Source organism: Flavobacterium sp. 90 (genome assembly GCF_004339525.1).
Lineage (GTDB): Bacteria > Bacteroidota > Bacteroidia > Flavobacteriales > Flavobacteriaceae > Flavobacterium.
In genome coordinates this window covers 5,678,988-5,700,443 of record NZ_SMGE01000001.1, presented here as the reverse complement: position 1 = coordinate 5,700,443, position 21,456 = coordinate 5,678,988, and the positions used below count along the sequence as shown (strand labels likewise).

The following is a 21,456-nucleotide window of genomic DNA, read 5'->3' as shown; positions in this document are numbered from 1 at the left end:
AATTAAAAGTAGTTTATGATTATATCTTTTGATCTGGATGATACATTGATTTCTAAAAATAAATTTCAATTAGAAAAAACAAATTTTCTTCAGCGTTTTTTTGGAATTGAGTGTCTGAGAAAAGGAACGATAGATTTATTTAAAGAGCTAAAAAAACAAAAACATCAGATTTATATTTACACCACTTCATATAGAAGTGAATTAAGAATAAAGTGGACATTTTGTTCTTATGGAATTTCTGTTGATTATATAATTAACCAACAGAAACACCAAAAAATGATTAGTAAAACAAATATTCATTCTTCTAAATTTCCTTCAATGTTCCATATTGACATCCATGTGGATGATTCAATTGGAGTTGAAATGGAAGGTCAAAAATATGGTTTCAAAACTATTATAATTTCTGAAACAGATGAAGATTGGACTCAAACCATTTTAAATAAAATAGTCTAAGTTCTTTAGAGTGTAAATTTCAATAATTTTGTAAAGTTGATTTTAGATTTTAATTCATAATTTAATAAGAAATGTAAAATCTAAAATCTGAACTCTACAATAAAGTTTACCAAAGTTCAGCAACTTCATTTTTAATATATGCCAAAGCAGCATTACTTGGAGATTGTTTTTCTAATAAATCATTCAAAATCTTTTCTCGTAATTTGTCTGCGCTTTCAACACGGTCGCTCATGGCAGCTTTACGAATGATTTGTATCGTTGAGTTTTTTGCAGTTGTAATAATTGTCCAACATTCATCAGACATATAAATTTGTTGCGTTAGATTGTGTTCAAATTCTTGTTCGATTTGGTCGATTACAAAGTTTTCATAATCGTGTTTTTCTGGAGAAATTGGAGCAATTCTGATCAATAATTTCGTAAGATTGATACGCTCTAGATACAAAGTCATACGTTCGTAAGCCTGCAAACGTATTGGCAAAGATTGTTTCTGATATTCTCTGTTTAATAAAAAAGTACGCTTTTTATCGTTGTTTTTTATGTGTAGTTCAAAAAAACTATAAGCCACAAATCCGGTAACAATTGCAGGTAAAGTATAACTGGCTAATTCTATAATTCTATTAAAATCCATTTGGTTCAATTTTTCAACAAAAATATACTTTTTGAGGAGAAATCCGCTTTAAATTTATTGTAATAAACAAAATGGAAGTTTACTTTTGTTTCCTTCTTCTAAAATCTACTGAAACACAACATTAATGGATTCATACGTAATACTTTTTCTTTGTTTAGCTGCTTTTGCAGCAGGATTTATTGATGCAATTGTTGGCGGCGGCGGATTGATTCAAACGCCAATGGGATTAATTTTGTTACCAAATTTACCTGTTTCAACCGTTATTGGAACACTGAAATTACCGGCTTTTAGCGGAACGGCTTTTGCAGCTTTTCAGTATTTAAAAGAAGTAGTTATTCAATGGAAGTTGCTTTTGATAATGATGTGTTTGGCGGTTCCGTCTGCATTTTTAGGCTCTACTATATTGACCATGGTAAGTAATGATTTTATGAAACCACTTTTATTGGTTGTTTTATCATTGTTGTTTATCTACACTTATGCAAAGAAGAACTTCGGACAACATGAAGCCAAAGATCATTCGGCTACAACGCAAATTATTTATGCAGTAATTATCAGTGTAATTGTTGGTTTCTACGATGGATTTATTGGACCGGGAACAGGAAGTTTTTTTGTAGTTGCCTTTATTGCTTTGCTTGGTTTTGACTTTTTACATGCTTCTGCAAATGCAAAAATGGTGAATCTGGCGACTAATTTTGGTTCGATTTGTTTGTTTATGATTAAAGGAAAAATCATTTGGTCAATCGCAATTCCGATGGCAATCAGCAATGGACTTGGCGGATGGCTTGGCGCCAAATTAGCGATTAATAAAGGAAATGGCTTTATTAGAATTTTCTTTTTGGTTGTGGTAATTGGTACGTTGATCCGATTTGCTTATGATGTGTTTTTTAAATAAAAGGTACTAAGAAACTAAGATTCTGAGGTACTAAGTTTTCTACTTAATTATAGGAATTTATATGTAAATAATTACTTATTTTTGTTTGATACATATTAATAAGTTATGACAGAATTAGATGATGATTGCGAGAATGGTTTAGAAAAAGTGTTAGAGAAATTAAAAAAAAGTGAAAAGGATATAGTAGCGGGCAGAACAATAGATTTTTCAGATTTTAAAGAAAAACTTAGAATTAAGTATGGTCTTTTAAATTTAAAGAATACTGTTTATAACCTCAAAAAATAAAAACTTAGAACCTTAGCAACTCAGAACCTTAGTACCTTGTGTAAAAGAAGCCAATTGTGTTAATCTAGCCCCGATAGAGGCGGTATCCTCGAAGTGAAACGAAGAGATAAAGCCGAAAGCGGGAACTATGTTTGAAGAAAATGCCAAATGTTTTGCTTCAAAAAAAAATAAAAAAAACTTAGAATCTTAGCGACTTAGTATCTTAGGAACTTTCTTTTATAATTCTTATTTTTGCATCATATGGAGAACAATTTCATGCAAAAGTACATTGATCAACTCAATGAAGCGCAACGACAACCCGTTCTGAAAAAAGACGGGCCAATGATTATTATTGCTGGTGCGGGTTCTGGAAAAACCCGTGTTTTAACTATTAGGATTGCTTATTTGATGGCGCAAGGTATTGACGCTTTCAATATTTTATCGCTTACGTTTACGAACAAAGCGGCTCGTGAAATGAAGCACAGGATTTCGGATATTGTGGGAGCATCTGAAGCAAAAAACCTTTGGATGGGAACTTTTCACTCAATTTTTGCTCGTATTCTGCGTGCGGAATCAGATCATTTGGGTTATCCTTCCAATTTTACAATTTATGATTCTCAGGATTCGGCAAGACTGATTTCTTCTATTATTAAGGAGATGCAGTTGGATCGTGATATCTATAAACCAAAACAGATTTTAGGACGTATATCTAATTATAAAAACAGTTTAATTACGGTAAAAGCGTATTTCAATAATCCCGAGTTGGTCGAAGCCGATGCAATGGCGAAAAGACCAAGATTGGGAGAAATTTATCAGCAATATGTAGAGCGTTGTTTTAAGGCTGGAGCAATGGATTTTGATGATTTATTGTTGAAAACCAATGAGTTATTGACTCGTTTCCCTGAGATTTTGGCTAAATATCAAAACCGTTTTAGATACATTATGGTTGATGAGTACCAAGATACGAATCACTCTCAGTATTTGATTGTAAGGGCTTTATCAGATAAGTTTCAGAATATTTGTGTAGTTGGTGATGATGCGCAGAGTATTTATGCTTTCCGTGGAGCAAATATTAATAACATTCTGAATTTTCAGAAGGATTATGAAGGTGTAATCATGTTCCGTTTAGAGCAAAATTACCGTTCGACAAGAAATATTGTTGAAGCAGCGAATACTGTAATGGAACATAATAAAACCAAACTGGATAAAGTTGTTTGGACGGCGAATGATTTTGGTTCAAAAATTAAAATACATCGTAGTTTAACAGATGCCGAAGAGGGACGTTTTGTAGCCAGTACTATTTTCGAACAAAAAATGCAAAATCAATTGCACAATGGTGCATTTGCAATTTTGTACCGTACCAACGCACAATCGCGTGCAATGGAGGACGCATTGAGAAAACGTGATATTCCATACAGAATTTACGGTGGATTATCGTTCTATCAACGTAAGGAAATTAAGGATGTTTTGTGTTATTTACGCTTAGTAATTAACCCCAAAGATGAAGAAGCGCTTGTGCGTGTAATTAATTATCCGGCTCGTGGAATTGGTGATACTACGGTTGAAAAATTAACTATTGCTGCTAATCATTACAAACGCTCTATTTGGGAAGTAATGGTTAATATTGATAAAATTGACTTGAAATTAAACGCTGGAACGAAGAATAAAATCAATGATTTTGTTACAATGATTCAGAGTTTTCAGGTAATTGATCAAAATCAGGATGCTTTTTATGTTACTGATTATGTAGCTAAGAAAACCGGATTAGTTCAGGAATTAAAGAAAGATGCGACTCCGGAAGGAATGGCAAAAATTCAGAATATCGAAGAACTTTTGAATGGTTTAAAAGATTTTACTGAAGGACAAAAAGAAATTGACGGCGCAAGAGGAGCTTTGTCTGAATTTATGGAAGATGTGGCGCTTGCAACTGATTTAGATAAAGATACATCTGATGAAGATCGTGTCGCTTTAATGACAATACACCTTGCAAAAGGACTTGAGTTCCCTCATGTTTTTGTGGTGGGAATGGAAGAAGATCTGTTTCCGAGTGCGATGAGTATGAGTACCAGAAGTGAATTAGAAGAAGAACGTCGATTATTTTACGTAGCTTTAACTCGTGCAGAACATCATGCTTATTTAACTTATGCACAATCGCGTTACCGTTGGGGAAAACTAACAGACAGTGAACCATCGCGTTTTATTGAAGAAATCGACGGTCAATATCTGGAATATCTAACTCCTGCGGAAACTAATTACAGATACAAATCGCCTATCGATGGTGATATTTTTGGAGATATTGATAAATCTAAATTGCGTTTGGCAAAACCAATTGGTTCAACGCCACCAAAACATGTTACAGATAATCATCCAAAACCGGATTTGAATATTCGCAAATTAAAACCAGTTGCAGGAACTAATCCGAATACTCCAAGTGCACCAAATTTATTCGATAATAAGCTGACGATTGGGAATGTCGTAATGCACGAACGTTTTGGAAAAGGTGAAGTTGTAAATCTTGAAGGTGTCGGTCCTGATAAAAAAGCCGAAATAAAATTTGAAGTTGGAGGTCTTAAAAAGCTTTTGCTTCGTTTTGCTAAATTGGATGTGGTAGGATAGAAAAAGAGTATAGAAGAAAGAATATAGAAGAAAGATGATAGAAAATAGATTTTAAAAGTTGATTTTTTTGTTACTGGATTCGATTTTCTTGCTTCGCAATTTCTCGTGACTTTTCAGATGAATATGGATTTTTTAGTTTTAAATTAAATCTATTTTTAATTGAGGATTTTGTTATCTATTAAAAAAAAATAAAAAGAATTAAAGAGTAGTCTTTATTCTATAATCTAACTTCTTTATTCTAAAAAAAAATGGCTGAGTTCATAAAAATATATCCGGATAAACCTAGTGAAGCTGCAATTGCCAAAGTTGTAAAAGTACTTCAGAATGGTGGATTAGTAATTTACCCAACTGATACAGTTTACGGCTTGGGTTGTGATATTACAAATTCGCGTGCTTTAGAGAAAATTGCAAAGATTAAAGGTGTAAAATTAGAGAAAGCAAATTTCTCGTTCATCTGTCATGATTTGAGTAATTTATCAGATTATGTTCGTCAGATTGATACATCTACTTTCAAAATTCTGAAAAGAGCTTTACCGGGACCTTATACTTTTATTTTGCCTGGAAATAATAATTTACCAAAAGAGTTTAAAAAGAAAACGACTGTTGGTATTCGTGTTCCTGATAATAATATTATTTTAGAAATTGTTCGTCAATTAGGAAATCCAGTGGTTTCAACTTCTATCAGGGATGAAGATGATGTAATTGAATATACTACTGATCCTGAATTGATTTTTGAAAAATGGCAGAATATTGTTGATTTAGTAATCGATGGAGGTTATGGTGATAATGTTGGTTCGACGATTATTGACTTATCAGATTACGAGCCTGTTATTGTGAGAGAAGGTAAGGGGGATATTGGTATTTTGTAAATAAATACTGAAATTGAATAATAGTTAAAAATAAATAACTAACTTTATTATAGTTAAAATTTAGTTAGTTAATTTAAAATAATGCTATTCTTGATTTATATTTAATTGGTTATTAAAAAAATTAAGGATACATAAAAGCAGGTCAATTGACCTGCTTTTTCTGTATTATAAAGTATGTAAAAACTAAGATTATTTAGCTTGTTTTTTCATCTCTTTTTCAATCATATCATAGAACTGATCGATTTTTGGCATAACCACAATACGAGTTCTTCTGTTACGAGCTTTGTTCTCTGGAGAATCATTAGCAACTAATGGTACGTAAGAACTTCTACCAGCAGCAATTAATTTTGCAGGGTTAACTCCTAGGTCGTTTGTTAATACACGTACAATAGATGTAGAACGTTTAACACTTAAATCCCAGTTGTCTAAGATTATACCGTTGCTTTTGTAAGGAACGTCATCTGTGTGTCCTTCAACCATACATTCGAAATCTGGTTTGTCGTTTACTACTTTTGCAACTTTAGCTAAAACAGATTTTGCTTTGTCGCTTACGTCATAGCTTCCGCTTTTAAATAATAATTTATCTGCAATAGAGATAAATACTACTCCTTTTTCTACGTTGATTTCGATATCCGGATCATTAATACCAACTGCTCCTTTTAAACTAGTAACTAAAGCAAGTGTAACACTGTCTTTTTTAGTTAAAGCATCTTGAAGTCTAGATATTTTTAAATCTTTTTCTTTTAAACTTTCTAAAGATTTTTCAAGATTTTCAGCTCCTTTAGTAGTTAATACAGTTAAATCTTTAGAGCTATTGATTAAGTCTTGGTTATGTGCTTTGTAGCTTTCAGCTGTAGCTGCAAGTCCAGCTTTTTCTTCAAGACAAGAATTTAATTTTACGGTGCAAGAGTTTAATAAATCCTGAATCTCTTTGTTCTTAGCTTCTAATGCTGCATATTCTTTTTTCGATACGCACGAAGTTAAGGCCATTAATACTGTTAGTGCGATAACTATTTTTCTCATAGGTATTATATTTAATTAAACGTTGATTACAAATTTAGTTTTTAAAATTTTGATTACTGTTAAAGATTTCTTTAAAAACAGCCAATTTCCTGATGTAATATAGGTAAACGATACTTTTGACTGTATAGTATTGTTGTATTTGAAAATCTTTTCTTTTACTTAGATATTTTAAAGATAGGCAATAAAAAGAGAAATGTGCCTTTAAAATGGCAAAAGTATGGCTGAACTTACCTTGTGTAAGAAAGCGGATACCTGCAATTCCGTCTAAAACCATTCGGAAGAAAATCACAAAAAACAACCCTTTTTTAGGTAAGTTTTTGACAAGCATTAATAGTGAATTTCTAAAATTCAAAAATGTCTTTTTCGGATTTCCTTGTTGCAATGTAGCACCTCCAACATGATATACAACTGATTGTGAATTGTACTTTATAATATGTCCTTCATTTGCAGCTCGCCAGCATAGATCAATTTCCTCCTGATGTGCAAAAAACGTTTCGTCAAAACCTTTTAACTCGTTATATACTTTGCTTCTGATAAAAAAACAAGCTCCCGAAGCCCAGAATAATTCACAATTATCATCGTATTGACCATTGTCTTTTTCAATTGTATCAAAAATTCGGCCACGACAGAAAGGAAAACCATATTTATCGATAAATCCTCCCGCTGCTCCGGCATATTCAAAGTATTCCTTATTCTTAAAATCAAGAATTTTAGACTGAATGATAGCGGTTTGTATTTCAGTATCAAAAGTTTGAATTATAGGCTCAAGCCAATTTTCTGTAACTTCAATATCTGAATTTACTAATGCATAAATTTCAGCATCTATATGTTGTAAAGCATCATTATAACCTTTTGCAAAACCATAATTCCCACTATTCTGAACAATTTTAATAGTAGGGAAGTTTTGTTTGACAAAATTTATAGAATCATCTGTAGAAGCATTATCTGCAACATATATAGTGGCTCCTTCTGAAAATTGAATGACTGAAGGTAAAAATTGTTCCAACAACTTTACACCGTTCCAATTTAAAATGACAACAGCTATTTTATCCAAAAGTAAAATTTATTTGTTTTTAGTATTTTTTATTTCTTATAATCCGGCAAGTCTCTTAAAAACACATATTTTTCGTTTTCAAAATCCATTTGACAATTAAAATGGCTGAGACCATTCGTTACATTCAAAAACCGTGCCTTCATTGTCATGTTATAACGGGCAATTTGATCAAAAGTTGCCTGAGAAATTTTTACTTCAGGCGCTTTGCATTCTACTAATATATGTATAGAACCGTCTGAATTAAAGACCACAACATCGTATCGTTTTCGTAATCCGTTGACCGTCAAAACTTTTTCTACATTGATAAGTGATTTGGGGTATTTTTTTTCATTCATTAAAAAATGAACGACATGTTGACGAACCCATTCTTCAGGAGTAAGAATGATAAATTTTTTCCTGATTTCATCAAAAATAGACACTTTATTTTCGCTATTTTTGAATCGGAAAGTATAGGTAGGAAAATTTAATTGCTGCATACTACAAAAATATTAAAATAGTTTAAAGTTTCAAGTTGTTGAAGCCAGAACCTGAAACTTTAAACTTGAAACAAAAGATTGAATGGACGAAGTTGTAAAAATTGTTAACGATATAAAGGCCGGAAATATCAAACCGATATATTTTTTAATGGGTGAAGAACCTTATTATATTGATAAATTATCGGAGTATATTGAGCAAAATATTCTTTCTGAAGAAGAAAGAGGATTTAATCAAACGGTATTATATGGTAGAGATGTTTCTGTAGAAGATATTGTTTCAACGGCCAAGCGCTATCCTATGATGGCTGATCGTCAAGTTGTTATCGTGAAAGAAGCGCAAGATTTATCAAGAACAATTGATAAAATAGAATCGTATGTTAACAATCCGATGGAAACAACTGTCCTTGTATTTTGTTATAAATACAAAACACTTGACAAACGTAAAAAAGTAACCAAACTATTAGCTCAAAACGGAATCGTTTACGAAAGTAAAAAACTATACGAAAATCAAGTTGGAGATTGGATAAAACGTGTTCTTGCCGGAAAAAAATACACAATTGATCCTAAAGCAAATGCTATGTTGGTGGAGTTTTTAGGTACTGATTTAAGTAAAATCAATAATGAATTAGAGAAATTACAGATTATTTTACCTCAAGGAACTGTGATTACGCCGCAACATATCGAGGAAAATATTGGTTTTAGTAAAGATTACAATGTTTTTGAACTTAGAAAAGCTATTGGTGAACGTAATCAGTTAAAAGCGTATAAAATTGCAGAGAATTTTGCACACAATCCAAAAGAATATCCATTGGTAATGACAACTGGATTAGTTTTTGGTTTTTTTGTTCAGCTTTTAAAATACCATGGTTTAAAAGATAAAAATCCTAAAAACGTTGCTGCTGCGATTGGTGTAAATCCTTATTTTTTAAAGGAATATGATTTAGCCATAAAAAATTATCCAATGCGAAAAGTAAGTCAGATTGTTGGAGCGTTGCGTGATGTTGATGTCAAAAGCAAAGGTGTAGGAGCGAATGCGTTACCACAGTCAGATTTACTAAAAGAAATGCTTTACAAAATATTTAATTAAGCCGTGGAAATTCACGATATTTGCACTTCTAAAAATAAATCACATTAAAAAATAATTATCACAATTATGGGAATGAATAAAAATACCGTTTTAGGATGGGCTACTTTTATAATGATACTTATGGGATTATTACTTATAGGTCTTGGAGCTTTTAGATACAGAGATGTGTCAGGCTGGGGATTTGTAGCTGTTGGTGTTGGCTTTTTTGCGAATGCCTGGGTTTTTAATGCGTTGAAAGGCAGAGTTTAGGCCATTTCAAAAATAATTAGAAAATTCAATAGAAATAATAATAAAATAAAAATCATAACAAATGTCAGACGATAAGAAAGTAATTTTCTCAATGCAAAAATTGAGCAAAACCTATCAGGGAGCAGACAAACCAGTGCTTAAAAACATTTATTTAAGTTTCTTTTACGGAGCTAAAATTGGTATTCTTGGACTTAACGGTTCTGGAAAATCTTCTCTTTTAAAGATTATTGCCGGAGTAGATAAAAATTATCAAGGAGATGTTGTTTTTCAACCAGGTTATACAGTTGGTTATTTAGAGCAAGAGCCAATTCTTGATGATTCTAAAACAGTTATCGAAATTGTTCGTGAAGGAGCAGCAGAAACAATGGCAGTTTTAGAAGAGTACAATCAAATTAATGATTTATTTGGTCTTGAAGAGAACTACTCAGATCCAGATAAAATGGATAAATTGATGGATCGTCAGGCAGCTTTACAAGACAAAATTGATGCTCTTGGTGCTTGGGAAATCGATACAAAACTTGAAATTGCAATGGATGCTTTACGTACTCCAGAAGGAGATACGCCTATTAAAAACCTTTCAGGAGGAGAGCGTCGTCGTGTAGCTTTATGTCGTCTGTTGTTGCAACAACCTGATGTATTGTTACTTGATGAGCCTACCAACCACCTTGATGCTGAGTCAGTTCTTTGGTTAGAGCAACACTTAGCACAATATGCAGGAACCGTAATTGCTGTAACGCACGATAGATATTTCCTTGATAATGTTGCTGGTTGGATTCTTGAATTAGATAGAGGAGAAGGTATTCCTTGGAAAGGAAATTATTCTTCTTGGTTAGATCAAAAATCAAACCGTATGGCTCAGGAGGAAAAAGTAGCTTCAAAACGTAGAAAAACTTTAGAGCGTGAGCTTGACTGGGTTCGTCAGGGAGCAAAAGGTCGTCAGACAAAACAAAAAGCTCGTTTACAGAATTACGACAAATTATTAAACGAAGATCAAAAACAACTGGATGAAAATCTGGAAATCTATATCCCGAACGGTCCACGTTTAGGAACAAATGTTATTGAAGCTAAAAATGTCGCAAAAGCTTTTGGAGAAAAATTATTGTACGATAATTTAAACTTCACTTTGCCACAAGCCGGAATTGTTGGAATTATTGGACCAAACGGTGCAGGTAAATCGACTATTTTCAAAATGATTATGGGAGAACAAGCTACTGACAGTGGAGAATTTTCGGTTGGAGAAACTGTAAAAATCGCTTACGTAGATCAATCTCACTCTAATATTGACCCAAATAAATCTATCTGGGAAAATTTTGCAGATGGTCAGGAATTAATCATGATGGGAGGAAAGCAAGTAAATTCTAGAGCTTACCTTTCTCGTTTTAACTTTGGTGGAGGCGAGCAAAATAAGAAAGTTTCAATGTTATCAGGAGGTGAGCGTAACCGTTTGCACTTAGCAATGACGTTGAAAGAAGAAGGAAATGTACTTTTACTAGATGAGCCTACGAATGACTTAGATGTAAATACGCTTCGTGCACTTGAAGAAGGTTTAGAGAATTTTGCGGGTTGTGCCGTAATTATTTCACACGACAGATGGTTCTTAGATAGAATTTGTACGCACATTCTAGCTTTCGAAGGAGATTCTGAAGTTTATTATTTCGAAGGAGGTTTCTCTGAATATGAAGAAAACAAAAAGAAACGTTTAGGTGGTGATTTAACTCCAAAACGTTTGAAATACAGAAAATTGATTAGATAATTATCTAAATAAATTTCCAACTTAAAAATCCCAAATTCCAAATTGTAATAAATTTGAAATTTGGGATTTTTTGTTTTTTTATAATAAACCGAGAGTCTTTTTGTCATTTCTGTAAAGGTTACTTATTTCGGTAACGGATTTATCATTTCGATTGGTTTTTTTCCATCAATACCTTGATGTGGTCTTTCATGATTATAATAATATAAGTATTGCAATAATTCTTCTTTTAATTCTTCATGAGAATCAAAATCTGTGTCTCTCAATAAATCATCTTCAAGAGTTCTCCAAAAGCGTTCAACTTTACCATTAGTTTGTGGTCTGTAGGGTTTTGTGTACCTATGAACAATACCTAATTCCATTAACATCCTCTCAAAAGGGTGATTATTTTTCACTTTGCTTGTTTTAGGTCCAAATTCAGCTCCATTATCAGATAATATCTCTTCAAATTTTATTTCATAATGATCACTTAGGATGTTTAAACATTTCAATGCCGCAAACATAACTGTTAAACTGGTAATATCAGAAACTAATTCAGCCCAGGCAATTCGACTGTAATCATCTATTACACAAACTAAATAGCGATTTTTATTTTCCCCTTTAATTATACTTTTGCTCAAATAATGACAATCAATATGACCAAGTTGTCCCATTCTTTCCTTGATTATTTTTTGATGATTCTTTTTAATCTTCGGAGTTAATCTATTTATTTTATTGCGTTTTAAAATATTATAAACTCCTGAATATGATGGTGTATGCTTCCCTAATTTGGGCCTTAAGATACTAACAATTTCATATTTGTTGTTTCCTTTTTCTCGTAATGCAATTACTTTTTGCTCTATAAAAGGCAAAGGACGTCTTGTTTTATATTTGGGACCTCTTTTTTGGGGCAATAAATCAATAGATTTCCCACTTTGTTTAAAGCGATTATAATACTTTAAAAAACTCTTTCGGCAAGTATTATTTGCTGCATAAAAATCCATTGCTTTTTTATACAAAGGATGAGTTTTATTTTTTACCTGTTCATATTCTTTTATTAGAAAACGATACTTCTCTAAGTAGTTCCGCTCTAAAGTGGAATCCTGACTATTATTTCTCATCGTAACAAAATTTATTAAAGTTAAATTTTGTTACCGAAATATCTAACATCTACAATTTCGACCGAGGGGAGAAATCACACTAGGTGATCGACAAAGATTATTGATATACTTTATGGAGTTTCATGTGTGATTTCTCCTTTCGTCAAAATGACATAAAAAATAGAATAAAAAAATCTTCTTAAATCCGTTTAATCAGTAAAATCGGCGGGCTGCTTTTACAAAAGCAATTATAAAAATTTACTCTTCAACTCCGGAGTAGGAATCATACAGCTTTCTTTTTTACCATACCATTTGTAACGATTCTTTGCAATGTAATCGTAAATATAATTTCGGATTTTTTCCGGGAATATTCTACCTATAGAAATCAAACTATAAATTCCTCCAAGTTCTTCGGCAATTTTAATTGCGGCTGTAGATTTGTAATAATAAGCAACTCCAGGATTGTATAAAATTATGCTATCAATTTTGGTTTGATCAACTCCGATATAATTGCAAATTTCAATTCCCAATTCTGATTGCAAAGCCACAAAACGGAAAATATCTTTTTTGTCATTTTTGATAATAAACTGAACAGCACCATTGCATAAATTGCAAACGCCATCAAAGAGGATTATTTTTTTGTTTTCTGGAAGGTTTTGCATTTGAGTAAAAGTTTAAGGTTTCGAGTTTTAAGCTTTGTCAAAGTTTGAAACTTTGACAAAGGTATTACATTAGATTTGTCATTTCTGTAGATGTTAGATATTTCGGTAACAAAATTTAACTTTAATAAATTTTGTTACGATGAGAAATAATAGTCAGGATTCCACTTTAGAGCGGAACTACTTAGAGAAGTATCGTTTTCTAATAAAAGAATATGAACAGGTAAAAAATAAAACTCATCCTTTGTATAAAAAAGCAATGGATTTTTATGCAGCAAATAATACTTGCCGAAAGAGTTTTTTAAAGTATTATAATCGCTTTAAACAAAGTGGGAAATCTATTGATTTATTGCCCCAAAAAAGAGGTCCCAAATATAAAACAAGACGTCCTTTGCCTTTTATAGAGCAAAAAGTAATTGCATTACGAGAAAAAGGAAACAACAAATATGAAATTGTTAGTATCTTAAGGCCCAAATTAGGGAAGCATACACCATCATATTCAGGAGTTTATAATATTTTAAAACGCAATAAAATAAATAGATTAACTCCGAAGATTAAAAAGAATCATCAAAAAATAATCAAGGAAAGAATGGGACAACTTGGTCATATTGATTGTCATTATTTGAGCAAAAGTATAATTAAAGGGGAAAATAAAAATCGCTATTTAGTTTGTGTAATAGATGATTACAGTCGAATTGCCTGGGCTGAATTAGTTTCTGATATTACCAGTTTAACAGTTATGTTTGCGGCATTGAAATGTTTAAACATCCTAAGTGATCATTATGAAATAAAATTTGAAGAGATATTATCTGATAATGGAGCTGAATTTGGACCTAAAACAAGCAAAGTGAAAAATAATCACCCTTTTGAGAGGATGTTAATGGAATTAGGTATTGTTCATAGGTACACAAAACCCTACAGACCACAAACTAATGGTAAAGTTGAACGCTTTTGGAGAACTCTTGAAGATGATTTATTGAGAGACACAGATTTTGATTCTCATGAAGAATTAAAAGAAGAATTATTGCAATACTTATATTATTATAATCATGAAAGACCACATCAAGGTATTGATGGAAAAAAAACAATCGAAATGATAAATCCGTTACCGAAATAAGTAACCTTTACAATTTCGACGAAAGGAGAAATCACACTAGTAATTCTATACAGAATGTAGTTAATCTTTGTCGAGTTACGTGTGTGATTTCTCCTTTCGTCGAAATGACATAAAAAGTGGGTATTAGTTTTAATTATTGAAAAATAGAAAATAATAAATTTTACGAATCAAAAACAGCTTCCATAAATTGTTTTTTAAGTGTTTTTGAAAAATTTCCATCTTCGTAGTTCTCTTTTTAAAAACAATTAATTAAATCGCTTTATTTTAATTTTTGACCAATTTTCAAATTTTTAAGACTGAAAACTGCGACTGAAAACTGAAATTTTACTTCTTTCCAGCTTCAACAAATTCCAATTCATCTAAACTTACTTTCGAAGTAAAGATTCCATAATTAACAGTTGCTTTGTTTTTTTCTATAGAATCAATGCTTCCAACAGATCTTCCGTCTTGCATTCTCACGCGATCGCCAACTTTTAAAACTGGTTTGGGCTTTTCGATAACAGGTTTAAGTTTCTTTTCTTTTTTCTCTTTTCGAATTTCTTCAACCTGAACTGTTACTTCTGCAATGACTTCTTTTTTCTTTTCGATTATCGCTTTAGCTTCTTTTGGAGTTGCTTTTTTGCGTTTTGAATTTTCGATTTCAATAATTTTCAAGAATTCGCCAATAAGTTCTTTCTTGTTTTTATTGTTGAAATATTTCTCAGAGATATCTTCAATTTTCTGACCAATGTAAATTGTCTTCTGATTACTATCATATAATTCCTGATAGCTTTCCAATTTCTGCTTGATTTTTACATTGATGTTTTCCATCTTTTTGCTTTCCTCACGCGCTCGGGTTTCTTCTTCTTTAAGATTTATAGAAGTTTTTTCGAGTTTTGATCTTTCTTTTTGAAGTGTTGCAATAGTTTTATCAAAACGAACTTTACCAACTTCGATTTTCTTTTTGGCGCGATTGATTAATCCAAACGGGATTCCATTTTTCAAGGCAACTTCAAAAGTAAACGAACTTCCGGCTTGACCTAAAGCTAACTTATACATTGGTTCCAAAGATTTTTCATCGAACATCATATTTGCATTTGTAGCAAAAGGTAATTCGTTGGCGAGAATCTTTAAATTTGAATAATGCGTTGTGATAATTCCGAAAGCTTCACGATGATAAAATTCTTCTAAGAAAATTTCAGCCAAAGCTCCACCTAATTCAGGATCAGAACCTGTACCAAATTCATCAATTAAAAACATGGTTTTCTTATTGCATTTCTTCAAGAAATAATTCATGTTTTTTAATCGGTAACTATAAGTACTTAAGTGATTTTCAATAGATTGGTTATCTCCAATATCTGTTAAAATTCTGTCGAATAAAAAAGTTTCGCTTCGTTCATGGACAGGAATCAACATTCCGGATTGTAACATCAATTGCAGTAAACCAACTGTTTTAAGCGAAATTGTTTTTCCTCCGGCATTTGGACCAGAAATTACAATGATTCGGTTATCTTGTTTTAATTCAATAGTTTGCGGATGCGTGACTTCGTTTTTTTGCTTATTATTCAAATACAAAATCGGATGATACGCTTCTCTAAAAAACAATCTTCTCTCTTCTGTAATTGTTGGTAGGATTCCGTTTATTCTATTGGCGTATTTTGCTTTTCCGGCAACAACATCAATATCACTTAAAAATTCCTGATACTCAATTAATAAAGGTAAGTACGGACGAATTTGATTTGATAATTGCTTTAAGATTCTGGTAATCTCTTCTTTTTCTTCGTATTCAAGATTTGCTAATTCGCGAGAATATTGCAAAGTTGCTTCTGGTTCAATATAAGCGATACTTCCGGTTTTGGAACTTCCTAAAATTGAGCCTTTTACTTTTCGACGATACATTGCCAAAACCGCCAAAACTCTACGGTTTTGAACAAAGCTTTCTTTAATATCGTCTAAGTAACCAAGACTATTATTGTGAGTAAGTGCAACTCCAAAACTTTGATTTACTTTGCCTCGAACAATATTCATGTTTTGGCGAATACTCAATAAAGCCGGTGAAGCATTGTCTTTTATTTCGCCATATTTATCTACAATGGCATCGATTAAAGTAACAATGTCTTTGGTATATTCAACTCGTGATGCTCTTGCGTTTAAATTTGGATAATAGTCATCGAACTTTTTAAGGAAATTCAGCAAGAAATTCGATGTCGAAGAAAGTGTAGCAATTTTTCTAAAACTTCCTACTTCAAGAAAGCTGTCTTCAATTGCTAAAAACTTAATTTCGTGTGTTATAGCGTCAAATCCATGATTAGGAATTGCGTTGTTATTTTGAAAAGACGAAACATATTCTGATGTCTGCATCAAGGCTTGCATCAAAGTTTCTTTGTCTCTAAAAGGTGTTATTTGTAAAGCTTTTTCTTTTCCAATGTCAGTATTACAGCCTGCTGAAATGGTTTCGAGTACTGTTGGAAATTGTAAATCTTGTAATGTTTTTTCGGTAATGGATATCATTATATATCGTAAGTTGTAAAGTTCAAAGTTACAAAGTTTTAAAACTAAATAGCACTATTAATTGGTACTTTGAAAAAAACTTTGCGTAATTTGTATAAAATTTAATAAAATGAAAATTAATCTCTCTCCTGAGTGGCAAGCAATTTTAAAAGACGAAATCGAAAAGCCATATTTCAATGAATTGATGTTGGCTTTAGACGTCGAATACAAAACTCATACTTGCTATCCTCCGGCAGAATTAATTTTCTCGGCTTTTAACAACTGTTCTTTTTCAGATCTAAAAGTTGTTATCATTGGTCAGGATCCTTATCATGGAGAAGGAGAAGCCAATGGTTTAAGTTTTTCGGTAAATGATTCCGTTAAAATTCCGCCTTCATTGCGTAATATTTTTAGAGAATTAAATGATGATTTTGATTCCATTTTTATGGCGACTTCCGGCAATTTAGAAAAATGGGCTCAGCAAGGTGTTTTGCTTTTAAATGCTTCATTAACAGTTCGCAAAGATAGTCCAAATAGTCATAAACACTTAAAGTGGAATCTTTTTACGGATGCTGTGATTCAGGCAATTTCTGATCAAAAAGAAAATGTTGTCTTCTTATTATGGGGAAGTTTCGCTCAGAAAAAAGGTCTTAAAATAGATCGTTCAAAACATTGTGTTTTAGAATCAGGACATCCTTCGCCAATGAGTGCTAATCAAGGAAAATGGTTTGGGAATAAACATTTTAGTAAAACAAATGACTTTCTACAATCAAAAAGAATTAAGGAGATTGAATGGTAATATTTAAACCATATAAGTGATGTAAGTCAAATATAAGATTGGTTTTAAATTATAATTTCACAATCTTGTCATTTCGATTGAAAAGAGAAATCACACAGGAAACTACGCAATCTTAATCGCTAATCTTTGCCGAATCCCGAGTGTGATTTCTCGTTCCTCGAAATGACAAAAAAGCTCGTTTTAGCAACTATTTTTCTGCTGTTTTCTTAACGATCTCGTCTAGAATTGCTTTGTTTTCGTAGTTAATTACCTTAAGAATAATCTCTTGGTTTTTAACTGTTTTTCCTTCTATAATATATAGTTTACCTTTTTTGAAAGGAATATTACTTTGATCAAAATCAACGTCTCCGTATGTTAATGTGTTTTTAATATCTAAAGTATCAACCCATTTTTCGTTTAAAGTCTGGATTGCTTTTGGAGAATATTGAAACGGTTTTGTTCTTAAATTATTCAAAACTCTGGCGTTCGGGAAATAATTACAACGAGTATCTTTTCCACTAAAAACAAGGGCTACAAAAAAGCATCCCATAATCAAACCAATCAAATAATATGCAAAACGATGTACGAACTTCATGAAATAAAATTTTTGCAAAGGTAAGCTAAAGTTCCCTTAAAATACAAGTAAATTAATATCGTTATCAGGCAAATCAAACCATTCGCCAATTGCTTTGTTGGTAAGGATTCCGTGGTACAAATAAACTCCGTTTTTTAAACCTTTATTACATCTGATTGCGCTCTCTAAGCCACCATCTTCAGCTATCTGAATTAAGTAAGGAGTTAAGATGTTACTAATTGAAAGTGAGGCAGTTTTGGAATATCTTGACGGAATATTTGGTACACAATAGTGTAAAACATTACTTTTTATAAAAGTTGGTTTTTCGTGAGTTGTAACTTCAGAACTTTCGAAACAACCTCCTGTGTCAATACTCACATCGACAATTACAGCTCCTTTTTTCATGTGCTCAACCATAGTTTCTGTCACGACAATCGGGCAGCGTTCTTTTCCGCGCATCGCACCAATAGCTACATCACAACGTCTTAAAGCTTTTAATAATGCTTTTTGCTGAATGGTAGAAGTAAATATTCTTTGGTTTAAATTATTTTGTAAACGACGTAATTTGGTAATCGAATTATCAAAAACTTTTACGTTTGCGCCAAGTCCAATTGCGGTTTTAGCGGCAAATTCACCTACAGTTCCCGCACCAAGAATCACGACTTCAGTAGGAGGGACGCCGGTAATATTACCAAACAAAAGTCCTTTTCCAAATTCGTCTGTGATCATTAATTCGGCAGCAATTAATATGGAAGCCGTTCCTGCAATTTCGCTTAATGATTTTACAGCAGGATAAGAACCGTCTTCGTCCTTAATATATTCAAAAGCAAGTGCGGTTATTTTTTTCAGAGCTAAGGCTTCAAAGTATGCTTTCCTTTTTGTCTTTAACTGAATTGCCGAAATAATAATCGTTTCGGGATTTATCATTTCAATTTCAGCCAATGTTGGAGGTTCAACTTTAAGTAATAACGGACAGCCAAAAACTTTTTTAGTGTCTTTTGTTACTTCTGCACCAGCATCTGCATATTCTTTATCAGAATAGCTAGAGCTTTCTCCGGCACCAGATTCAATCATAACACGATGACCTTCGTAAGTCAAAGAGTTTACGGCATCTGGAGTCAGGCAAATACGACGTTCCTGGTAACTTGTTTCTTTAGGAATTCCTATAAAAAGTTCACTTTTGAATCGGCCAATTTCAAGTTTTTCTTCTTGTGGCAACAATTGTTGTTTCGTAAATGGAGTTAAGGTAATTGACATGGGTTGTGCAAAATATTAAGAGTACAAATTACGTAAAAAGTTTTAAAATCAATGTAAAAATTGTGCTAATACTGTTTTAATAATTAAGGCATTAGTTTTTCCATTTTAATGTCGGCTCTTTCGTAAATCCCATTTTCTAAAGGAATTTCTTCAAAACCAAATTTTCTATAGAGATGAATTGCGGGAAGTAATTTTGTATTTGAATATAAGAGTACTTTCTTAATACCGTTTTCTTCGGCTATAGCCAAACAATGAATTAATAGTTTATTCCCGATTCCAAGTCCTTGTGCTTTATCAGAAACAGCCATTTTACTCAACTCAAATGTTGTGTCATCAATCTTCATTAAAGAGGCTGTTCCAATAATTTCGTTATTATATTTAGCATAAAAGATAAGTCCTCCTTTATTGATAATTTCTTCCTGCGGATTTGAAAATACGATTTCATCTTTTTCTTCAACTCTAAAATACTTTTGAAGCCATTCTATATTTAAGGTTTTGATGTGATCTTTTAAATCTGGAGAAAAAGGGATTATTTCTACGGTATTTTGGGTATTCATTGAATATTATTTTATTCGTAAATTACTTCTACTTCAAATAATTCTTCTGAAGCTGCTTGATTTCCATTGCTATTCAGATATAAAACTTTGAAGGAATTTCTTTTTCTTTTTGGATCCATCAAGAACATTACCGGGAATGTTATTGGATTTCGTGTCCCAATACTCTTTCCAGCCATTGTAACTTGGTTATCCTTTGCTTTCAGCACTATTCCTGTCAAGCAATCGTGACATGGAGTATCTGAGTAGTATTTTACTGTAATAGAATCGCCAATTTTGTAATCACTTGCTTTTAAAATAAGCGGAGACTTATTAGGATATCCATTATATTCCTTGATTTTTATTTTATTATAAAAAACATGCCAATAACCTATAGTATCTGACGCTCTACAAAATGAAGAAAATAGAAAAAAAGCTATAAGGATATTTAATGTCTTCATATTTTTAAACTAATTCTAAGCTTCTTTTTCCATCCGCCAATAACTCAATATTAATGGTAGAAGTTTCTTCAGGAAGTAAATTCGCAATTTTTTCAGACCATTCGATAAAACACCAATTTCCAGAATACAAATAATCATCAACACCCATATCTAGCGCTTCGGTTTCTTTGTTTAATCTATAGAAATCAAAGTGATAAACGATTTGATTGTTCGAAGTGGTGTATTCGTTAACTAAAGAAAAAGTTGGGCTGCTTGTAGCGCTTTCAACTCCTAAACTTCTGCATAATTGCTTGATAAGTGTAGTTTTTCCAACTCCCATTTCTCCATTAAAAAGAATGATCTTTTTAGGATTTGAAGCTAAAATTTGTTCTGCTACTTCTTGAATTTGATCTAATGAAAAAACGATATTCATTGTTAATATTTAATTTGATTTTATTTCTTTTTTGCAAGCTTCCTAACTTCCGGATTGATTAAGTTAGGATCAATTTCGTCTGTTTTTTTGATGTATTTATTTAAGCTGTCTTTTTGAGAATAATAAGCATAAGAATTTGCCAATTGCGCATAATAACTACCATTCTTTGGTTCAATTTTAACAGCTTTATTTAAATTTTGGATAGCTAGATCTAAAAATTTTTTATCATTTTTCTCCATGAATATTTGACCGTAACTTGTAGCTGCACAATAAAATACTTTTCCGTTATTTGGATTTAATGCAATGGATTTTTGTAAATAAATAACAGATTTTTCATATTCTTTTTTCTTTCCTGAAATAATTCCAAATCCCCAAAAAGCGTTTGGGTTTTCATTATCCAAAAGCCAAGCCTGATTGAATCTTTTCATTGAAGTATCAAGATCATCTTTATAGAAATATTCCCATCCTTTACTGGCGTAATATTCCGAAGCCTCTTTTTTATTTTTAAATTGTTTTTCAGCTTCTTCAATAAATTGATTATCACTTTGTATTTGCTGAGGGCATTTTTTGACTTCACCATACATGGGAATCAAATTAATTCCCTGAGGACAATCTTGAGCGCAACTATAATTAATATTAGCTAATAAAACTAAAAAGAATAAAAAATTTAATGGTTTCGTCATATAAAAGGCGTCTCTCTATTTTGGATTAAATTCTATACTTATTATATAAGTCTCTGTCGTAGTCGCAGTTCTA

23 protein-coding genes are annotated in these 21,456 nt (G+C 32.0%); 10 read left to right on the top strand and 13 right to left on the bottom strand.

The features are described 5' to 3' along the window. Positions 1–15 precede the first annotated feature (15 nt). On the top strand, positions 16–453 hold the full coding sequence (locus C8C83_RS23230) for a hypothetical protein (protein ID WP_121330917.1): 438 nt from the start codon (positions 16–18) through the stop codon (positions 451–453). A 106-nt stretch (positions 454–559) separates the two neighbouring features. On the opposite strand, the gene C8C83_RS23225 is transcribed toward C8C83_RS23230, so the two are convergent. Continuing rightward, positions 560–1,081 (bottom strand): hypothetical protein, encoded by a 522-nt coding sequence (locus C8C83_RS23225; RefSeq protein WP_121330916.1) that lies wholly within the window; start codon positions 1,079–1,081, stop codon positions 560–562. 124 nt (positions 1,082–1,205) lie between these two features. On the opposite strand from C8C83_RS23225, the gene C8C83_RS23220 reads away from it, so the two are divergent. The 4 genes from C8C83_RS23220 to C8C83_RS23205 all read left to right on the top strand — a co-directional run bounded on the left by C8C83_RS23220 (position 1,206) and on the right by C8C83_RS23205 (position 5,722). Beyond that, on the top strand, positions 1,206–1,973 hold the full coding sequence (locus C8C83_RS23220) for a TSUP family transporter (protein WP_121330915.1): 768 nt from the start codon (positions 1,206–1,208) through the stop codon (positions 1,971–1,973). 105 nt (positions 1,974–2,078) lie between these two features. Then, positions 2,079–2,258 carry a hypothetical protein gene (locus tag C8C83_RS23215; RefSeq protein WP_121330914.1) on the top strand — a complete coding sequence of 60 codons (180 nt, stop codon included), beginning with the start codon at positions 2,079–2,081 and terminating at the stop codon, positions 2,256–2,258. A gap of 255 nt (positions 2,259–2,513) precedes the next feature. Next, positions 2,514–4,853 (top strand): UvrD-helicase domain-containing protein, encoded by a 2,340-nt coding sequence (locus C8C83_RS23210; protein ID WP_121330913.1) that lies wholly within the window; start codon positions 2,514–2,516, stop codon positions 4,851–4,853. A gap of 248 nt (positions 4,854–5,101) precedes the next feature. Then, positions 5,102–5,722: an L-threonylcarbamoyladenylate synthase gene (locus tag C8C83_RS23205; RefSeq protein WP_099712356.1), complete on the top strand. Its 621-nt coding sequence runs from the start codon at positions 5,102–5,104 to the stop codon at positions 5,720–5,722. Positions 5,723–5,911: 189 nt separating this feature from the next. On the opposite strand, the gene C8C83_RS23200 is transcribed toward C8C83_RS23205, so the two are convergent. From C8C83_RS23200 to C8C83_RS23190, 3 genes are read right to left on the bottom strand one after another with little or no spacing between them, the layout of a single operon-like run. Then, the gene (locus C8C83_RS23200) at positions 5,912–6,745 is read right to left on the bottom strand and encodes an OmpA family protein (RefSeq protein WP_121330912.1); all 834 of its coding nucleotides are present in this window, start codon (positions 6,743–6,745) and stop codon (positions 5,912–5,914) included. A 34-nt stretch (positions 6,746–6,779) separates the two neighbouring features. Next, complete coding sequence (locus C8C83_RS23195) at positions 6,780–7,799, bottom strand: glycosyltransferase family 2 protein (protein WP_121330911.1); 1,020 nt, start codon at positions 7,797–7,799, stop codon at positions 6,780–6,782. A 29-nt stretch (positions 7,800–7,828) separates the two neighbouring features. Next, positions 7,829–8,275 (bottom strand): type I restriction enzyme HsdR N-terminal domain-containing protein, encoded by a 447-nt coding sequence (locus C8C83_RS23190; RefSeq protein ID WP_121330910.1) that lies wholly within the window; start codon positions 8,273–8,275, stop codon positions 7,829–7,831. An 82-nt stretch (positions 8,276–8,357) separates the two neighbouring features. Between C8C83_RS23190 and holA the strand changes: the two genes are divergently transcribed. The 3 genes from holA (at position 8,358) to ettA (ending at position 11,364) form a co-directional block, all read left to right on the top strand. Beyond that, positions 8,358–9,362 (top strand): DNA polymerase III subunit delta, encoded by a 1,005-nt coding sequence (holA, locus tag C8C83_RS23185; protein WP_121330909.1) that lies wholly within the window; start codon positions 8,358–8,360, stop codon positions 9,360–9,362. 66 nt (positions 9,363–9,428) lie between these two features. Beyond that, the gene (locus tag C8C83_RS23180) at positions 9,429–9,611 is read left to right on the top strand and encodes a CAL67264 family membrane protein (RefSeq protein WP_035666747.1); all 183 of its coding nucleotides are present in this window, start codon (positions 9,429–9,431) and stop codon (positions 9,609–9,611) included. 61 nt (positions 9,612–9,672) lie between these two features. Then, on the top strand, positions 9,673–11,364 hold the full coding sequence (ettA, locus tag C8C83_RS23175; RefSeq protein WP_121330908.1) for an energy-dependent translational throttle protein EttA: 1,692 nt from the start codon (positions 9,673–9,675) through the stop codon (positions 11,362–11,364). A gap of 122 nt (positions 11,365–11,486) precedes the next feature. On the opposite strand, the gene C8C83_RS23170 is transcribed toward ettA, so the two are convergent. Next, entirely contained in the window at positions 11,487–12,461 is a 975-nt protein-coding gene (locus C8C83_RS23170; RefSeq protein ID WP_121326054.1) for an integrase core domain-containing protein, read from the bottom strand. A gap of 227 nt (positions 12,462–12,688) precedes the next feature. After that, complete coding sequence (locus C8C83_RS23165) at positions 12,689–13,102, bottom strand: DCC1-like thiol-disulfide oxidoreductase family protein (protein WP_132011923.1); 414 nt, start codon at positions 13,100–13,102, stop codon at positions 12,689–12,691. 139 nt (positions 13,103–13,241) lie between these two features. Here C8C83_RS23165 and C8C83_RS23160 point away from each other — a divergent pair, with 139 nt between their 5' ends. Then, a complete protein-coding gene (locus C8C83_RS23160; RefSeq protein ID WP_132011922.1) occupies positions 13,242–14,216 on the top strand; it encodes an integrase core domain-containing protein in 975 nt (324 codons plus the stop codon). 324 nt (positions 14,217–14,540) lie between these two features. Here the strand turns inward: C8C83_RS23160 and C8C83_RS23155 are convergent, their stop codons facing one another. Continuing rightward, positions 14,541–16,706: a DNA mismatch repair protein MutS gene (locus tag C8C83_RS23155; protein WP_121330905.1), complete on the bottom strand. Its 2,166-nt coding sequence runs from the start codon at positions 16,704–16,706 to the stop codon at positions 14,541–14,543. 109 nt (positions 16,707–16,815) lie between these two features. Between C8C83_RS23155 and C8C83_RS23150 the strand changes: the two genes are divergently transcribed. Continuing rightward, complete coding sequence (locus C8C83_RS23150) at positions 16,816–17,484, top strand: uracil-DNA glycosylase (protein WP_121330904.1); 669 nt, start codon at positions 16,816–16,818, stop codon at positions 17,482–17,484. Between the two features lie 187 nt (positions 17,485–17,671). On the opposite strand, the gene C8C83_RS23145 is transcribed toward C8C83_RS23150, so the two are convergent. The 6 genes from C8C83_RS23145 to C8C83_RS23120 form a co-directional block, all read right to left on the bottom strand. After that, positions 17,672–18,058, bottom strand: a complete 387-nt coding sequence (locus C8C83_RS23145) for a DUF4258 domain-containing protein (protein WP_121330903.1) — start codon at positions 18,056–18,058, stop codon at positions 17,672–17,674. A gap of 36 nt (positions 18,059–18,094) precedes the next feature. Beyond that, positions 18,095–19,294: an alanine dehydrogenase gene (locus tag C8C83_RS23140; protein ID WP_121330902.1), complete on the bottom strand. Its 1,200-nt coding sequence runs from the start codon at positions 19,292–19,294 to the stop codon at positions 18,095–18,097. 83 nt (positions 19,295–19,377) lie between these two features. Further along, positions 19,378–19,851 (bottom strand): GNAT family N-acetyltransferase, encoded by a 474-nt coding sequence (locus C8C83_RS23135; protein WP_121330901.1) that lies wholly within the window; start codon positions 19,849–19,851, stop codon positions 19,378–19,380. A gap of 11 nt (positions 19,852–19,862) precedes the next feature. After that, the gene (locus tag C8C83_RS23130) at positions 19,863–20,288 is read right to left on the bottom strand and encodes a hypothetical protein (RefSeq protein ID WP_121330900.1); all 426 of its coding nucleotides are present in this window, start codon (positions 20,286–20,288) and stop codon (positions 19,863–19,865) included. 4 nt (positions 20,289–20,292) lie between these two features. Continuing rightward, entirely contained in the window at positions 20,293–20,700 is a 408-nt protein-coding gene (gene tsaE, locus C8C83_RS23125) for a tRNA (adenosine(37)-N6)-threonylcarbamoyltransferase complex ATPase subunit type 1 TsaE (protein ID WP_121330899.1), read from the bottom strand. Positions 20,701–20,720: 20 nt separating this feature from the next. Continuing rightward, positions 20,721–21,383: a hypothetical protein gene (locus tag C8C83_RS23120; protein WP_121330898.1), complete on the bottom strand. Its 663-nt coding sequence runs from the start codon at positions 21,381–21,383 to the stop codon at positions 20,721–20,723. Positions 21,384–21,456 lie beyond the last annotated feature (73 nt).

Bases quoted from the DNA above. Each gene is read 5' to 3' on its own strand.
- C8C83_RS23150 (WP_121330904.1), top strand. From the start codon at position 16,816: ATGAAAATTAATCTCTCTCCTGAGTGGCAAGCAATTTTAAAAGACGAA.
- C8C83_RS23200 (WP_121330912.1), bottom strand. From the start codon at position 6,745: ATGAGAAAAATAGTTATCGCACTAACAGTATTAATGGCCTTAACTTCG.
- ettA (WP_121330908.1), top strand. From the start codon at position 9,673: ATGTCAGACGATAAGAAAGTAATTTTCTCAATGCAAAAATTGAGCAAA.
- C8C83_RS23165 (WP_132011923.1), bottom strand. From the start codon at position 13,102: ATGCAAAACCTTCCAGAAAACAAAAAAATAATCCTCTTTGATGGCGTT.
- C8C83_RS23205 (WP_099712356.1), top strand. From the start codon at position 5,102: ATGGCTGAGTTCATAAAAATATATCCGGATAAACCTAGTGAAGCTGCA.
- tsaE (WP_121330899.1), bottom strand. From the start codon at position 20,700: ATGAATATCGTTTTTTCATTAGATCAAATTCAAGAAGTAGCAGAACAA.
- holA (WP_121330909.1), top strand. From the start codon at position 8,358: ATGGACGAAGTTGTAAAAATTGTTAACGATATAAAGGCCGGAAATATC.
- C8C83_RS23130 (WP_121330900.1), bottom strand. From the start codon at position 20,288: ATGAAGACATTAAATATCCTTATAGCTTTTTTTCTATTTTCTTCATTT.
- C8C83_RS23190 (WP_121330910.1), bottom strand. From the start codon at position 8,275: ATGCAGCAATTAAATTTTCCTACCTATACTTTCCGATTCAAAAATAGC.
- C8C83_RS23225 (WP_121330916.1), bottom strand. From the start codon at position 1,081: ATGGATTTTAATAGAATTATAGAATTAGCCAGTTATACTTTACCTGCA.
- C8C83_RS23170 (WP_121326054.1), bottom strand. From the start codon at position 12,461: ATGAGAAATAATAGTCAGGATTCCACTTTAGAGCGGAACTACTTAGAG.
- C8C83_RS23160 (WP_132011922.1), top strand. From the start codon at position 13,242: ATGAGAAATAATAGTCAGGATTCCACTTTAGAGCGGAACTACTTAGAG.
- C8C83_RS23220 (WP_121330915.1), top strand. From the start codon at position 1,206: ATGGATTCATACGTAATACTTTTTCTTTGTTTAGCTGCTTTTGCAGCA.
- C8C83_RS23215 (WP_121330914.1), top strand. From the start codon at position 2,079: ATGACAGAATTAGATGATGATTGCGAGAATGGTTTAGAAAAAGTGTTA.
- C8C83_RS23120 (WP_121330898.1), bottom strand. From the start codon at position 21,383: ATGACGAAACCATTAAATTTTTTATTCTTTTTAGTTTTATTAGCTAAT.
- C8C83_RS23140 (WP_121330902.1), bottom strand. From the start codon at position 19,294: ATGTCAATTACCTTAACTCCATTTACGAAACAACAATTGTTGCCACAA.
- C8C83_RS23135 (WP_121330901.1), bottom strand. From the start codon at position 19,851: ATGAATACCCAAAATACCGTAGAAATAATCCCTTTTTCTCCAGATTTA.
- C8C83_RS23145 (WP_121330903.1), bottom strand. From the start codon at position 18,058: ATGAAGTTCGTACATCGTTTTGCATATTATTTGATTGGTTTGATTATG.
- C8C83_RS23230 (WP_121330917.1), top strand. From the start codon at position 16: ATGATTATATCTTTTGATCTGGATGATACATTGATTTCTAAAAATAAA.
- C8C83_RS23210 (WP_121330913.1), top strand. From the start codon at position 2,514: ATGCAAAAGTACATTGATCAACTCAATGAAGCGCAACGACAACCCGTT.
- C8C83_RS23155 (WP_121330905.1), bottom strand. From the start codon at position 16,706: ATGATATCCATTACCGAAAAAACATTACAAGATTTACAATTTCCAACA.
- C8C83_RS23180 (WP_035666747.1), top strand. From the start codon at position 9,429: ATGGGAATGAATAAAAATACCGTTTTAGGATGGGCTACTTTTATAATG.